This is a genomic window from Candidatus Vicinibacter proximus, from assembly GCA_016713905.1.
In the GTDB taxonomy this organism is placed as follows: domain Bacteria; phylum Bacteroidota; class Bacteroidia; order Chitinophagales; family Saprospiraceae; genus Vicinibacter; species Vicinibacter proximus.
This window is the reverse complement of sequence record JADJOE010000001.1, coordinates 692,118-708,162: the sequence shown is the minus strand read 5'-3', so window position 1 is coordinate 708,162 and position 16,045 is coordinate 692,118. Positions and strand designations below refer to the sequence as shown.

Genomic DNA, 16,045 nt, shown 5'->3' with positions numbered 1-16,045 from the left:
ATGAAAAATATAATCTCAATTATCATATTACTATTGTTCACGACTTGTGGAACTAAAGAAACAAACACCCCAAAACAAGAAATTATTGAAAATGAATTAGACATAATAGATTTAACTGAAGCACAAAGTGAATCTATTCAGATTGAATTTGGAACGTTGGAATCTAAAAATATCTCATCCGTAATTAAATTAAACGGCCACATCCAGGTTCCTCCACAAAATTTAATTTCTGTTGGTATGCCATTGGGTGGATTTTTGAGTCACTCAAAATTAATGCCAGGAATGCGGGTCTCCAAAGGTGAGAGAATTGCTACTATGGAAGACCAGCAGTATATTCATTTGCAGCAGGAATTCTTAAATACTAAATTAAAATTAAAATATGCAGAATCTGAATTTAAACGTCAAAAAGATCTTAATCAAAGTAAAGCCACAAGTGATAAGATTTTTGAACAAACCCAAATGGAATTTGAACAACTAAAAGTAGCCTTGAATGCATTGATTGAAAAATTAAAACTGATTCACGTAAATCCTGCTAGTCTTACGGAAAATAACATCTCGAAAAGCATAGCCATCATTTCTCCAATCAACGGTTATGTCTCTAAAGTAAACATGAATATTGGAACATATGTGAATCCTACAGACATCATTTTTGAACTCATTAATCCTTCAGACTACCATTTGGTATTAAAGGTATTTGAAAAAGATATGAATAAAATTTCAATTGGACAACAAATTATTGCGTACAACAATTTTAATCCTGAGAAAAAATATTTTGGTAATATTTTACTCATAAATAAAGATATCACATCGGATGGCGCCAGTTCAATTCTTTGCAATTTTCAAACCAAGGATAAATCATTGATGCATGGCATGTACATGAATGCTGACCTTGAAACCACTGCAAAACCTGCCTACATTATTTCAGAGGATGCAGTTGTCACATTTGAAAGTAAAAATTATCTTTTTGTTAAGCTTGGTAAAAATCAATATCAACGTTTAGAAGCAGTGATAGGTGCCCAGGAAAATGGGATGGTCGAAATAATGAATCATGAACTATTTAACAAAAAAAATATTGTATTGAAAGGTGCTTATACTTTACTTATGAAAATGGAAAATAAATTGGATGAGTAAGGTTTATCAGATAATCATCTATTTTTAATTTGATATAATTAGGCATTAAATAATAAAGGTTAAAACAAATCCAATAAACATTGCTGAATTTTTTAGAAATTTAGGCTAAAATGGAGCTATTTTGGACTTTTTGACGTTTATAAGGCAAAAACTATGAAGTTAATTAAATTGGGACTACTTTTAATCTGTACCTTATCTCTATCTGGTCAGGAAGTTTTTCATTGTAAGGATTTTATTCAAAGCTTTCCGGACACAGAAAGTCAGCCAAAAAGTATCCAGAATTTCCACCCAAATCCTCTGACTCAAAATTTTGACCTTAAATACCAACGACTTGAATTGTCAGTTGATCCCTCTGTAAGCTACATCAAAGGAACTGTTACCTCTTATTTCCTTGCTCTGGAAGATGAACTGGATATTATACATTTTGATTTAGCTGATAATATGCAAATCAAAGAAGTAAACTATCATGGAGCCAGCGTCAGTAGTTCAAAGCCAGGCAACGACGTACTTAAAATTTTTCTACCTTCAAAAATTTCTAAGGGTGCCTTAGACAGTATTTCTGTGGTATATGAAGGCGCCCCGGTCTCAACTGGATTTGGTTCTTTTGTTCAAAGTACGCATGCAGACATCCCCATAATTTGGACGCTTTCAGAACCTTATGGAGCTAAAAGCTGGTGGCCTTGTAAACAGGATTTAAATGACAAAATAGATTCAACCGATATATGGGTATCTTCTCCCAGCAATTTTCGGACAGCATCCAATGGACTACTTGTCAGTGAAGAAATTAATGGCTCGGAAATTATTTGCAAATGGAAACACAGATACCCTATTCCTGCATATTTAGTGGCAATAGCTGTAACCAATTATGCTCAGTACAACGAGCAGGTAAGATTGGAAAGTGGAAGAACATTAAACATTCTTAATTATGTCTTTCCTGAAAATCTGGATGAGGCTAAATCACAGACCAAAGAATTACATGAAGTGATTCAACTATACAATAAGCTTTTTGGCGAATATCCATTTGCAGATGAAAAGTATGGGCATGCTCAATTTGGTTGGGGTGGTGGAATGGAACACCAAACCATGAGTTTCGTAAGTGGATTTTCCTATGAATTATTAGCACATGAATTGGCACATCAGTGGTTTGGGGATAAGGTAACCTGCGGAAACTGGGAGGACATTTGGCTTCATGAAGGTTTCTCTACTTATGCCAGCGGTTTATGCTACCAATTTCTCAGACCGGAATGGTGGTCCAGATTTTTAAGCCAACGAATTAATGCTGTGGTCAGTCAGCCGGGTGGCTCTGTCTGGGTAAATGATGTTACCAACGTCGGAAGAATTTTCAATGGAAGGCTATCCTATGCCAAAGGTGCTATGGTGCTTCACATGATACGTTGGAAAATAGGGGATGAGGCTTTTTTTAATGCACTTAGAAATTATCTCAAAGATTCTGATCATGCCTACGGATATGCCCTGACTAACCATCTGCAAACTTTTTTTGAAAATAGTTCTGGAATAGATTTGGATGAATTTTTTGGAGACTGGTTTTATCGGGAAGGCTTTCCTTCTTATCAGATTTTATGGAACAAAACAAGATCGGGTATTCACTTTAAGATTGATCAAACAACATCGCATCCGAGTAATGATTTTTTTGAAATGCCACTTCCTCTTAAGGTCTTTGGCCAAGGCAAAGATTCCCTGATACGGTTGGAGCACAACTTTAATGGTGAAATATTTGACATCCTGCTTCCTTTTGAAGTGGACAGTATACAATTTGACCCGTATCTTTCAATCATTTCTGCAAACAATTTCATCAAACAGGTGAGCACAGGTACAGTTGATGTTATGGAGAAAATTAGTTGCCAAATTAGTCCTAACCCAACTTCTGATGTTGTTTTCATAAAATTAGATGAACGATTAATTCAAAAACCAATACATTTTGAAATTTTAAATGTAATGGGAGAAGTAATATTAAAAGAGAAAATAAATAATCCTTTGACCGAAATAAATACAAAATTTTGGACTTCCGGAATTTACTATTTCAAATTACTTGGAGAAAATGTTCAGCTTATTGAAATCATTGTAAAAAATTAGTGTGCAAAATTTTTTTACTTGAAAATAGAATAAATCTTTTTTTAGAATAACAAATTAAACCAATTGAATTCAAAGAATAAATTTTACTTGCCACTTGTTGCCATTGGAATACTTGGCATAATTTCCTTTAATAAGGTTTATGCACAACATACCAATGTTTTTATAGGGGATCGAAATGCACCAAACGAACCATCCATTTGTATAAATCCCAATAATACTGATCAAATGGTTGCAGCTGCCAATATTGATAATGTTTATTATTCAAAGGATGCCGGGGCAAGTTGGAATCAGGTTTCATTAAGTTGTCCATGGGGTATTTGGGGGGATCCTGTATTGGCAGCAGACACAGCCGGAGCATTTTATTTTTTACATTTATCAAATCCACCTGCACCAGGGAATTGGATTGATAGAATCATCACACAAAAGAGTTTAGATGGTGGAAAAACTTGGTCCCAGGGAAGTTTTACCGGGCTTAATGGAAATAAGGCTCAAGACAAACATTGGATCACTGTAGACAAAAAAACAAATGCTCTTTATATATGTTGGACACAATTTGACAAATATGGTTCCAACAACGCTAAGGATAGTTCTAACATCTTATTTTCAAAAAGTGATGACGGAGGAGAAACCTGGTCTGTTGCTAAAAGAATAAATAAACTATCAGGTGATTGTGTGGACAGCGATAATACTGCGGAAGGTGCTGTTCCATGTGTAGGTCCTGAAGGACAAATTTATGTTGCCTGGTCAAACCAAAATAAAATCTGGTTCGACCGCTCTTTGGACAAGGGTGAGACCTGGTTAAACGAAGATATTTTTATCAGTGAACAACCAGGCGGATGGGATTACAGTATCCCCGGAATTTATAGAGCAAACGGATTGCCATTTACCGTTTGTGATCTTAGTCATGGACCTCATCATGGGACCATATATGTCAACTGGTCTGATCAGCGCAATGGAGAAAACAATACAGACATTTGGCTATCAAAAAGTAAGGATGGTGGAAAAACTTGGTCCCTTCCCAATAAAGTCAACAACGATAACAGTAATGCTCATCAGTTTTTTACCAATGTAACTATTGATCAAACTACCGGTTGGCTTTGGTTTGTATTTTATGATAGAAGGAATCACAGAAATGAAAATACAGATGTCTATATGGCTTTATCTAAAGATGGTGGCGAAACATTTATAAATTTCAAGATTTCTGAATCTGCATTTTTTCCTTCAGCCAATTTTTTCTTTGGAGATTATAACGGAATTAGTGCGCATAATAATATTGTCAGACCAATCTGGACCAGACTTTCTGGTAACGAACTATCGGTTTGGACAGCTTTGGTAAAACCTGAAATTATTGCGACTTCTATTCAGGAAACTTCCTCGCCATTGTCACCTTCTATTGAAGTTCCTTATCCTAACCCCTTATCCCAATCTTCAGGCTTTTCATTCAAACTGAGGAAAAAGAGTTTGGTTAGCTTATGGATCTCGGATTTTCAGGGAAATAAGTTGAGCTCAATTATAAATAATGAAATTCGCTCTAGCGGAAAATATCTGGAAAAAATCGATACTCAATCTCTTAATCTAAAATCCGGTACTTATTTTGTTGTGCTTAGTGTGGATGGAAAACAATTATCTAAAAAATTAATGGTGATTGATTAAGCATAAATTTTCCCTTTTCAAATATATATGCCTCAATTACTCATTACTGTTTATCTTAGATTTCTAAAATTTGATACAACTTGATCATAAATTTTCAAGTACCTCATTAATCCGGAAATGAAAAAAGATAAAATAAACAAACAGGAGGACCCTCTAAAATCTAAATCAGCCAATAAATTCAAATTTAGCCTGACCCTTATTGCAGTTGTCGTTATTACTGCAGTAGTTTTAAGCCCAGTAATAAACAATAAATTTGTATGGGATGATGCGGAGTATATCGTTAGAAACGAAACGCTTAAAAAACCTTTATCTGAGGCGATTCCCTTTTATTTTGATACAAACTACTTTGTAGGAAACTATCATCCACTTACTATGATAGGTTTTTTACTGGAATATAAAACCGCTAATCTTAATCCGGCACTTTACCATAACACAAATCTTTTGATACACTTATTAAATGTATCTCTTGCATTTATATTTGCTTTTCTGCTCAGCAGAAGAAATATTTGGATCGCCTCAACAGTGGCCTTGCTCTTTGGGATTCACCCTATGCATGTAGAATCGGTTGCATGGATTTCACAGTTCAAAGATGTGTTATTTGGATTTTTTTATCTTCTTGGTCTTGTTGTCTATTTAATTTACCTGGATAGACAAAATTGGCATAAATGGATATTTTATCTTTTATGTTTAATCCTGTTTGTTCTCTCGTTACTTTCAAAACCAGCTGCAGTGACTTTTCCACTAAGTTTAATGGTCATTGATTTCTATAGAGAAAGAAAATTCAATATCGCTTCAGTTTTAGAAAAAATTCCATTCTTCGTTGGTTCTGTCGTTTTAGGACTTATTACCATAAAAGCACAGGGTTCTGCAGTGGGCAATTTTGAGGATTACAATTTGTTGGAGAGAATTATGTTATCGAGCTATGCACTTTTTAGCTATTTGATCAATCTATTTTTTCCAATTCATCTTTCCGCATTACACCCATTTCCATTTAGGACAGATGGAAATTTTCCTTGGATTTATAGGATCGCGCCGTTTGGTTTGATTCCTTTATTTTATTTATTGTACAGAAGCTCAGCAATAGGACGAATTACTTTATTTGGGTTCCTGTTTTTCTTTTTTAACATTGCCCTGGTATTGCAATTCGTTACAGTTGGAAATGCACTTTATTCAGAACGCTATACTTATATTCCTTATCTGGGATTGTACTTTTCTATTGCCATAATTATTGATCAACTTATAAAAAAATATGGTACTTTACTATGGGTAAAACCGTTAGTTTCAGCGTGTGCAGTTTTTATTTTGATTGCCTTTTCAGGTATATCCTATTCAAGAACAAAAGTCTGGAAAACAGATAGGTCCTTGTGGACAGATGTCAGTAAAAAATATCCCTTTTGTACTATTGCGCATTATAATCTGGGAACCTACTTTTTTAAAGAAGAAAAAAATGATCCTCAGGCATTGATCAGCTATAACAATGCAATTTCCGTGGATACTACACAGATTAAAGCATACGTAAACCGTGGCATTATTTTTACAAGGATGCGCGAGATGGAAAAAGCAGAATCAGACTTCGGGCATGCAATTAGGCTGGATTCGAATTTTGCTGAAACTTATAAAAATTTAGGCATCCTTCACGCTACTCTTGGAAAATATGAAAAGTCAATTTCAGATTATACTAACTACCTGAGAATTTTACCCGTCAGTCCTGACATTTACTATGGAAGGGGTATGACTTATTATCAATTGAAAAGATTTACCGAAGCCACTGAAGATTTTAGTAAGGCGATCTCCTACGATTCTTTAAATGCAAATTATTGGGTTCTAAAAGCCATGGCGCTTCATGCGGATGGTAAAAAAGAGGAAGCAATCCCGATTGCTTTGAAAGCTCAGGAACTTGGTGAAGTCTTGGACCCAGGCTTCAAGTCGAACTTGGGGTTAAAATAAATTTAGCTTATGCAACTGTAACCTCGGAATCAAGATACACATCCTGTATGGCTTGCAAAAGAGCAATCCCGTCATCCATGGATTTTTGGAATGCCTTTCTACCTGAAATTAAACCCATTCCCCCAGCTCGCTTGTTAATAACGGCTGTGGTAACTGCCTCTGCAAGATCCGTAGCTCCTTTAGATTCACCACCTGAATTGATTAGACCTGCTCGACCCATATAACAATTGGCTACCTGATATCGGCATAAATCAATGGGGTGGTCACTACTTAATTCAGTATACATTTTGGTATTTAACTTACCATAAGAAGACCCTCCCATATTAAGTGCTTCATAACCCTTATTGAGAGTTGGTAACTTTTGCTTAATGATGTCTGCTTGAATGGTCACACCAAGATGATTGGCTTGACCGGTAAGATCGGCTGAAGTGTGATAATCCACTCCATCTTTTTTGAATCCACTGTTTCTGATATAACACCATAACACGGTTGCCATACCTAAAGAATGAGCCTGCTCGAAAGCTTCTGCAATTTCTACAATTTGACGCCCACTTTCGTTAGAACCAAAATAAATTGTTGCCCCAACGGCGGCGGCACCCATATTGTAAGCATCCTTGATAGTCCCAAAAAGTATCTGATCGAATTTATTAGGGTAAGTCAATAATTCATTATGATTCACCTTAACAATGAATGGAATCCTGTGCGCATATCTGCGGGATACTGCCGCCAAAACTCCATAAGTTGACGCAACAGCATTACAACCCCCTTCAATAGCAAGTTTTACTATGTTTTCAGGATCAAAGTATATTGGATTAGGTGCAAATGAAGCACCGGCGCTGTGCTCTATTCCCTGATCAACCGGCAAAATGGATACGTACCCAGTGTTAGACAGTCTACCGGTTAAAAAAATGCTCTGTAAATTTCTTAGGGTAGGTATGTTTCGGTTACTGTCCATCCAAACCTTTTCAATGTTATCTGGAGAAGGTAGGTGGAGATGACTTTTATTTATAGTTTTACATTGGTGGTCAAGGTAATAGGAAGCTCTATCTCCTAGACAATCAACTATTTTCTGGTTCGCCATTTGAATTACTTGTAATTAAATTACCAATTATTTTTTACCCTCAACTACGACTACACCATCGGCCAAAAACTTAATTTCTTCCTGAGGCTGAGTGATCAACGCGATTTCCTCTTTTGATTTACCTTCGTCTTCAGCATAGTGTTGAAGCTCTTCAATGGAGGTGACCTCTTTAAATGCCTTTCCCTTGATCACTACCTTGCTGCCGGCGAGATCAAGAGGGACAAAAAAACCATAATCTCTAAATTTAACAAAAAAGCCGGTACTGTCTTGAGGGTTTGAACTCAACACCATCCAGCAACCCTTTGCCTGACATACACCAGTTACATAACCGCTGATCGCACACATTACAGAATCATTGGTCTTCAGTGCTTCCATAGCATCTGCAACACTTAAAGCTCCTTCAGTATTGATGGTATCCCCATAAACTCCTAGAGAATGAGTGGATTGGGTCTCTGATGTCGGGGCGGACATTTTGGGCTCATTTTTACAGGAAACAAGCAAACCTAATAAACATACAAAACTTAAATATTTCATAAAATAAATTATCCCGCAAATATAATCCAGAAGATCATATAATAAATGACCCCTTTGATTTGTTAGGATATGAGTAACATTTTACACGTTCCTCAAAATTGCTTATATTAAGATTAATTGTAATATAACTATCAAATCCTTAAATCTTGTTGTCTATCCATATATCTTTACCATTCCAAAATTGAAAACAAAAAAAATGAAATTATTTATCGCTTTCACAATTTTCATGGTACATATTTCTTTAGTGGATGCGCAGTCTTGTGTAAAAGGTAATTGCACCAATGGTTTTGGCACCATGATAATGACTGACAAATCAAGGTATACAGGAGAATTCGTAAATGGAAAAATTCAGGGAAGGGGGATCTTTTATTTTGCTAATGGAAGTAAATACCTCGGTACCTGGAAATCCGGCACCAGACATGGAGAAGGGAAATTCATCTTTAATAATGGGGATCAATATGTAGGCGCATTTGTTATGGACAAAATCCAGGGATACGGAACCATGGAATATAAAAACGGTGATCGCTATGTGGGCCAATGGCAAAATGAACTTCCCGGAGGCAAGGGATCTTATTATCTCCATTCAGGTGAGCGCTATGAAGGAGAATTTCTCAAAGGTAAGTTTGAAGGTCAGGGTAGCTATTTTTATTCTGATGGATCTACTTACAAAGGTGAATGGAAAAATAATAAACGTCATGGCTATGGAGAATTCTTTGATGGAAAAAATAAAACCGTGTCCGGACAATGGCAATTCGATAAAGCTATATCCGTACTGGCAGAAGATTTTGCTCAAAAACCAGAATCTAAAGAACAACCAATAAAAGAAAAAATTAAAGACAAGGATTTGATTCCCAATTGCAATAAATCCTTTTGTAAATCTGGGAAAGGAAGTCTTGATTATGCAGATGGTTCAAAATATATAGGAGAATTTGTTAATGGAGAACCAAAAGGCAAAGGCATCTGTCAATATGCCAATGGGGATAGATATGAAGGGGAATGGGACGCTCATGCCCCTCATGGTGAAGGCGTGATGTATTTCAAATCAGGCTTGATTTATGGCGCAATTTGGAATCATGGTGAAGCAACAAAACAATTGCACAGTAAAAAAGAATTCGTTTTTGACAATAAAGTAAAAGTAGATAAGGATGATGCAGTAAAAATTTGGGCTGTAGTGGTCGGTATTGCACGTTATGAACACATGCCTGCACTTAAGTTTGCCGATGACGATGCATACCGAATTTTTGCTTTTTTAAAAAGCCCTGAAGGTGGTGCTTTACCTGACGAACAAGTCAGAATATTAATTGATGAAGATGCAACTCGTAACAATATTCTTAAAGCCATGAATGAAGTCTATATGAAAGCAGATGAAAATGATGTGATCATGTTATACTATTCAGGTCATGGGCTGGAAGGAACTTTTATTCCGATTGATTACGATGGGTTTGAAAATGCACTTGGTCATGATGAAGTCAAAGACATGTTTAATAAATCAAAAGCAAAACACAAAATTTGTTATGCTGATGCATGTCATTCAGGCAGTCTCCTGGCTGCAAAAAGTGCCTTTGCCTCTTCTTTGATTTATTTTTATGATGAACTGGATAAATCCTCTGGAGGTACTGCCTTCATGATGTCTTCCAAAAGCAAGGAATTTTCATTGGAAGATGGCGGTTTAAGACAAGGAATTTTTTCTCATTTTTTAATTCGTGGATTGAAAGGTGAAGCAGACCTGAATAAAAATAAGACAATTACCGTTAAGGAGCTTTTCGATTGGGTCTATACCAAGGTAAGAGAATATACAGGGCTTGCACAAACACCAATGATTGCAGGTGATTATGATGAAAAAATGCCGGTCGGGTTTATCAGAGAAGTAAACTGATATTTACTCTTTTGACTCTGGATCAATTGATATATCTCTTTTATAGTAAATTTCTCGATTGCAAAAATTGATTTAGTTTTTACTTCCATAAATGTCTTTTCTTTTGGGACAGTAAGCCGTTTGTTTCATCAGAATGAACTAACTTTGCACCTTAAAGATTTGCATACGTCATGTCTAACATTATTTATTTTTTTTCAAAAGTTCAAGACTTTCTATTTTCCACAAAAGCTGCAGCAGTCTACATGTTACTTTTTGCATTTGCTATAGGTGCCGCTACTTTTATAGAAAATGATTTCGGGACCAGTGCCGCTCAAAAAGTGATCTTTAAATCTTATTGGTTTGAGTTGCTCCTCATTTTATTTGGAATTTGCATTTTAGTAAATATCCATAGGTTCAGACTAATTCCTCAAAAAAAATGGGCTTCCTTAATTTTTCACTCTGCTATCATACTGATTATAATTGGTGCCGGTGTAACCAGATATTTTGGCTACGAAGGCATGATGCACATCAGAGAAAATAAATCCTCCAATGAATTTATTTCTGCCGAGACTTACCTGAATTTTAAACTCATAATGAATGGTAAATCCTATTCTTTTGAGGAACCTGTTCTTTTTGCCAGTTTGGGAAAGAATAGTTTTAAGAAAAGTTATCAGATAGGAGATAAACTTATTGAAACCGAACTTTTAAATTTTATACCCAATCCGGTAGAACAAATGGTTGAAGATCCAGATGGTACAACCATCCTCAAAGTAGTTGTTGGAGGAGCCAGAGGTAGGGAAGAATATCACGTGAAGCAAGGTGATAAACTGAACCTTGGTGGAACAAGAATTAATTTCAGCAAAGAAGAAATTCCGGGATATGTCAATATCATATTTAGAAATGATTCTCTTCTTTTTAAAACTGACCAACCTATTACTCAGATGGTCATGGCTACTCAAAAGTTGGACACGCTTTATCCTGACATCAACTATTGGCCATTAAAAACAAGATCTTTATATTCATTAGGTTCTTCCAATTTTGTAATTGGTGAATTTGCACCTTCAGCTAAACTAATTACAGAATCTAAAGATCCAAAAGTAAAAAATGAGAGTATGGTTGCTCTCCAATTAAATGTTTCTGTCAATAACATACCACATACTCTAAATTTATTGGGAAGAAAAGGTGAGGAAGGTGAAGCCAAATTTATCGAAACTGAAGATTTCAAATTGGGTATTTCCTATGGATCCAAAATAATTAAAGTTCCGTTCTCCATTAAATTAAACGATTTCATACTGGACAGGTATCCTGGAACAGATAATCCATCATCTTATGCCAGCGAGGTAACATTAAACGATCCTGCAGATAATTACCAAAGAAATCAACGCATTTATATGAACCATGTTTTGGATTATAAAGGTTACCGCTTTTTCCAATCCTCTTTCGACCAGGATGAATTAGGTACTTATCTAAGTGTTAATCATGATATGTGGGGTACTTGGATTTCATATATTGGTTATATATTATTAACCCTTGGGCTTCTATTAATTTTCTTTCTTCCAAAAACCAGATTTGCATATCTAATGAGCAAACTCAAAGAATTAGAGATGCAGAAAACATTTATAATTATTTCAATTTTTTTGACTTTCCCAATACATGCAGAACTAAAGGCTAATCCGGAATCCACTCAACCCATATTTGTAGTCAGTAAAGACCATGCTGAAAAATTAGGTAAAATTGTTGTGCAGGATTTTGAGGGGAGATTTAAACCATTCAATACATTGGCAAATGAGGTGTTGCGAAAGCTTTCAAAAAAAGAACAACTCTTTGACCACAGTGCTGAAGAAATTTTTATATCCATGATCCTTTCTCCGGAAAGCTGGGAAAGGGTCCCTATAATCCAAACCGGCAATCATCCGGAAGTTTTGATGACATTAGGAGTGCAAGAAGGTCTGACTAGCTATAGAAGTTTTTTCAATGACGAAGGATCCTACAAATTAAAAGAATTTGTTCGGTCTGCTCAAGCCATGAACCCTAAAGACCATGGCACTTTGGAAAAAGCTGTCATCAAACTGGATGAGAAAGTAAATATTGCCAATATGGTTTTCTCTGCCAGACTGTTGAAAATATTACCGGTGATCAATGATCCGAAAAACACCTGGGCTTCCCCTGCGGATACCGAAAATAACAATAATGTCTCTGCCGACTTTGTAAAGGACTTTTTTAAAGAATATGCGATCGCCTTGACTGAATCATTTGAATCCAGGGATTGGTCAAAACCTGATGAATTACTAAATAAGCTTACAGACTTTCAAAAATCTGTTTCAGCATCCATCATGCCTTCTGATGCACAAATTAAAACGGAATTATGGTTAAATAAACTTAAAGTGTTTTCGGTCCTGCTAAAAGTTTATGGTTTTATGGGATTAATTTTACTTGTACTTTTTATCTTTAGTGTATTCAATCAGAAAGTCAAAAGTAGCAGCATAACAAAAATTGCCTTCTATATATTATTAATTGCTTTTGTTTTTCATACTTCGGGCTTAGGTATGCGTTGGTATGTTTCAGGTCATGCGCCATGGAGCAATGGGTATGAATCCATGATTTACATTGCCTGGACTACACTTTTGGCAGGTCTAATTTTTTCCAGAAAGTCTATTGGTGGACTTACTGCAACATGCATACTTGCAGCAACTATATTATTAGTGGCGAGTATGAGTTGGCTTGATCCTGAAATTACGCCATTAGTTCCGGTTTTAAAATCCTATTGGTTAACCATCCACGTTTCCATGGAAGCCGGAAGCTATGGCTTTTTGATGTTGGGTGCTGTAATAGGGATGTTGAATTTATTGTTGATGACTTTAGCAAATTCTTCCAACTCTCATGTGATAAAAAGATCCATACAGGAATTAACTATAGTCAGTGAGATTACCATCACCGGAGGACTTATCATGGTAAGTATCGGAACCTATTTGGGAGGGGTGTGGGCTAATGAATCATGGGGACGTTATTGGGGATGGGATGCAAAGGAAACCTGGGCACTGGTAACAATTTTAGTTTACGCTTTTATTTTGCATATGCGATTTATTCCAACTTTGCAAAGCATGTTTGCTTATAATTTTGCAAGTCTATTCGGATTTGCTACAGTAATCATGACCTACTATGGAGTTAATTATTATCTATCGGGATTGCACTCTTATGCAGCAGGGGATCCTGTCCCAATTCCACCAGTCGTTTATTATACTTCAATCGCTCTTGGATTACTCAGCTTACTTGCCTATGTAAATTACAAAAGAAAATTTAAAAATGGTTTTATGATTTGATCCAGTCCTTTCAAATTATTTTTTCAATAACGCATCTTCCATGATGATTTCATATTTATAACCCGCTCCGAAATCTTTGTTCAAAACGATTTTACCTTCAAAAGCGGCCTGCTCACCCATTTGTATGGCATCCGAAGTCGTAACCGTTAAATCTGATTTCTTTCCTGCAACTTCGCTTCCATCCTGGATGTGAAACCAATTCTTACCCATTATTTGATAATTTGCCTTTACACATTGACCACTAATTAATATTGTTTTACCTGCATATTTTGATTTATTCTTCATCAGTTCAGAAAGCTTAATGCTACCAGCTACAGGCTTAGTGTTTCCCTCTGATGAAGGGGCAGTTTCTGCTTGCCTTCCATCCCCCAAATTCCCCCCGGGATGCTCCTTTGAATCAATTATATTGGATACCAAGTATACCACATCAAAAACACGATTGAATTCCTGACTTTGAAAATTAGTCTTTTTAAGACCTCCCCGGTAATAGTAGGTATGACCCTTTACAAGCTCTTGCTTAGGTACAGCAATCCAGAATTTTTCCTGATTCTCCGTAACTTCAGCATAGGTATATCTTTCTGTATTTAAAATCTCACCAATTACTACCTGATGTACATCAGAAGTGGTACTTGAAAATGCTTCTGAACTTTGATCTGTGTTTGACAACGTTGAAGTTTCTGTTTTTTCATCAGCAACTATAACTTTCGGTTTTGAATCACAAGCTAAGAAGGTAATAAATGTAAGTACAATGAAGTATAGAGTGGATTTCATTTTTAATTAGTTTTTTTCTTGTTTTTAAATCTTTGTAAATAAGTTGCAAAATAACGGTTATACTCAGAGCCATCTCCGAACCCGGATTCAAAATTTAACAAAATTGAGGATAATCTACTTATCTGGTAACTTAAACTGAGACCAGCAATATCTTGTTGAATTCTCTGTTCGGAATTACCATAGGTATAATTGCTTTGACGAAAATTAAGTTCAACGGTAAATTTTGATTTAAAAAAATCCCGGTATGCACGTCCACTAAATGTTGTACCCTTAATATATTCAGTTTCTAAATAATTTGCAGAAAGTGATGCAGAAATTCTTGTACCAGGAATATTTGCAAAATTTAAATTAAGCATGTGATTGGTTGTAGGCTTTGCATTGACTCCTTGAAATCTTAAAAAAGTACTGCCATTGATGGAAACAAATTTTATCGGCGCATAATTAATCTGAAATCTCAATCCTTGTCTGGTCTCTTGTGCTAACAATTGGTCAATAATATTTCTAAAAGATTCATAATAAATTACGTTTCTACGATTATCATAGGATGCCTGAATGGATATACGGCGATTAATTCTATATCTCAGATTGGAATAGAAACTCGTCAATCTAAATGTTTGCTTACTGCTTTCCTGAATACGTTGGTATAAATCCATTTCTACAGAAAGAAAAAAATTCAAATTCTTGACAATGTTATTGCTGTGTTGAAAATAGGTGAATCGCCTATCGACGTTTCCGTTGTAGTGTTGCTCAACAAATGCAAGAGATGTCTGCATCAAACCATTTTTGGACTCGGTATTTTGAACTAGGTATACACCTGCCTGAGCCAATTTACCATTAAATCCATAATTAAAAACATCCGGTCTTGTCCCTGCCAGAACACCTGCAACAAATTTACCAATAGAGTGTTCATATTGAATTCCATCAAGAGCACCCATGTTCGCAATATTTGAATTTATTTTTCGCCCCAACCAAATATTACTTTTGGAATTTATCTCATATCCTGCTGCCAGAGTATACACTTTAAAGTCATCAAAAAAACCAACGGCCTCCTGATCAATTCCATAACGATGCCTGTAAGTCAAATAACTTTGAAAGGAAAATTTAGAAGAATTAATATTACTGAGGTTAAGTGAATTGGAGATCCTTATCCGGGTAAATCTTGCATGTTCAGGATTATCCAGATCACCATTTGTCGAAAATGAAAATCGACCGTTGATTAACTCCTTTCTTGTAGATTTCTTTTCGTTCTGTTTGTATAATTGGATGGAATCCTGAGCATTTGTAATGATCTCAAGTGTCTGAATCTCATTACTGTCCTTTTTTAATGGGGTGATCTGTTCAATAATAACCTGTTCTTTAATCAATAGTTTGGCATAAACTTTTAATCCTGTTGATATTTTAAAAGTTCCGATTTGACTACATACACAAGATATGGATGATTTATGTTGAATGATAAACATGGGTGTATTAGTATTGTCTTCACTTAGGTATAAAGTATCTCCAATATTCAATTCCTGAGTGGAGTAAAATTTAATATAAATATTGCTGGCATTCTTGTAGGATATTACTCCTTCTATAATTTTATATTTTGACTGGGCCGTCAATGCAGTTCCGAACAGCACTAAAAGAAAACCAAACGCCAAAATTGACTTATGCAAA

General features: G+C 35.6%; 10 protein-coding genes. 6 read left to right on the top strand and 4 right to left on the bottom strand.

Annotated features, from left to right (window positions below):
• The 4 genes from IPJ83_02870 to IPJ83_02855 all read left to right on the top strand — a co-directional run bounded on the left by IPJ83_02870 (position 1) and on the right by IPJ83_02855 (position 6,825).
• Positions 1–1,131, top strand: coding sequence for an efflux RND transporter periplasmic adaptor subunit (locus tag IPJ83_02870; GenBank protein MBK7879491.1), 1,131 nt, complete (start codon positions 1–3; stop codon positions 1,129–1,131).
• A 153-nt stretch (positions 1,132–1,284) separates the two neighbouring features.
• Positions 1,285–3,225: a T9SS type A sorting domain-containing protein gene (locus IPJ83_02865; GenBank protein MBK7879490.1), complete on the top strand. Its 1,941-nt coding sequence runs from the start codon at positions 1,285–1,287 to the stop codon at positions 3,223–3,225.
• A gap of 63 nt (positions 3,226–3,288) precedes the next feature.
• On the top strand, positions 3,289–4,878 hold the full coding sequence (locus IPJ83_02860; protein ID MBK7879489.1) for a T9SS type A sorting domain-containing protein: 1,590 nt from the start codon (positions 3,289–3,291) through the stop codon (positions 4,876–4,878).
• Positions 4,879–4,995: 117 nt separating this feature from the next.
• Positions 4,996–6,825 carry a tetratricopeptide repeat protein gene (locus IPJ83_02855; GenBank protein MBK7879488.1) on the top strand — a complete coding sequence of 610 codons (1,830 nt, stop codon included), beginning with the start codon at positions 4,996–4,998 and terminating at the stop codon, positions 6,823–6,825.
• Positions 6,826–6,832: 7 nt separating this feature from the next.
• Here the strand turns inward: IPJ83_02855 and IPJ83_02850 are convergent, their stop codons facing one another.
• Both IPJ83_02850 and IPJ83_02845 read right to left on the bottom strand, forming a co-directional pair.
• Positions 6,833–7,906 (bottom strand): class I fructose-bisphosphate aldolase, encoded by a 1,074-nt coding sequence (locus IPJ83_02850; protein MBK7879487.1) that lies wholly within the window; start codon positions 7,904–7,906, stop codon positions 6,833–6,835.
• A gap of 27 nt (positions 7,907–7,933) precedes the next feature.
• Positions 7,934–8,440 carry a DUF4920 domain-containing protein gene (locus IPJ83_02845; protein MBK7879486.1) on the bottom strand — a complete coding sequence of 169 codons (507 nt, stop codon included), beginning with the start codon at positions 8,438–8,440 and terminating at the stop codon, positions 7,934–7,936.
• 196 nt (positions 8,441–8,636) lie between these two features.
• Between IPJ83_02845 and IPJ83_02840 the strand changes: the two genes are divergently transcribed.
• Positions 8,637–10,316 (top strand): caspase family protein, encoded by a 1,680-nt coding sequence (locus tag IPJ83_02840; protein MBK7879485.1) that lies wholly within the window; start codon positions 8,637–8,639, stop codon positions 10,314–10,316.
• Between the two features lie 170 nt (positions 10,317–10,486).
• Positions 10,487–13,615, top strand: a complete 3,129-nt coding sequence (ccsA, locus tag IPJ83_02835; protein MBK7879484.1) for a cytochrome c biogenesis protein CcsA — start codon at positions 10,487–10,489, stop codon at positions 13,613–13,615.
• Positions 13,616–13,630: 15 nt separating this feature from the next.
• Here the strand turns inward: ccsA and IPJ83_02830 are convergent, their stop codons facing one another.
• Together IPJ83_02830 and IPJ83_02825 are read right to left on the bottom strand one after the other, a co-directional pair.
• A complete protein-coding gene (locus IPJ83_02830) occupies positions 13,631–14,386 on the bottom strand; it encodes an SH3-like domain-containing protein (GenBank protein ID MBK7879483.1) in 756 nt (251 codons plus the stop codon).
• Positions 14,387–14,388: 2 nt separating this feature from the next.
• Entirely contained in the window at positions 14,389–16,044 is a 1,656-nt protein-coding gene (locus IPJ83_02825) for a hypothetical protein (GenBank protein ID MBK7879482.1), read from the bottom strand.
• Position 16,045 lies beyond the last annotated feature (1 nt).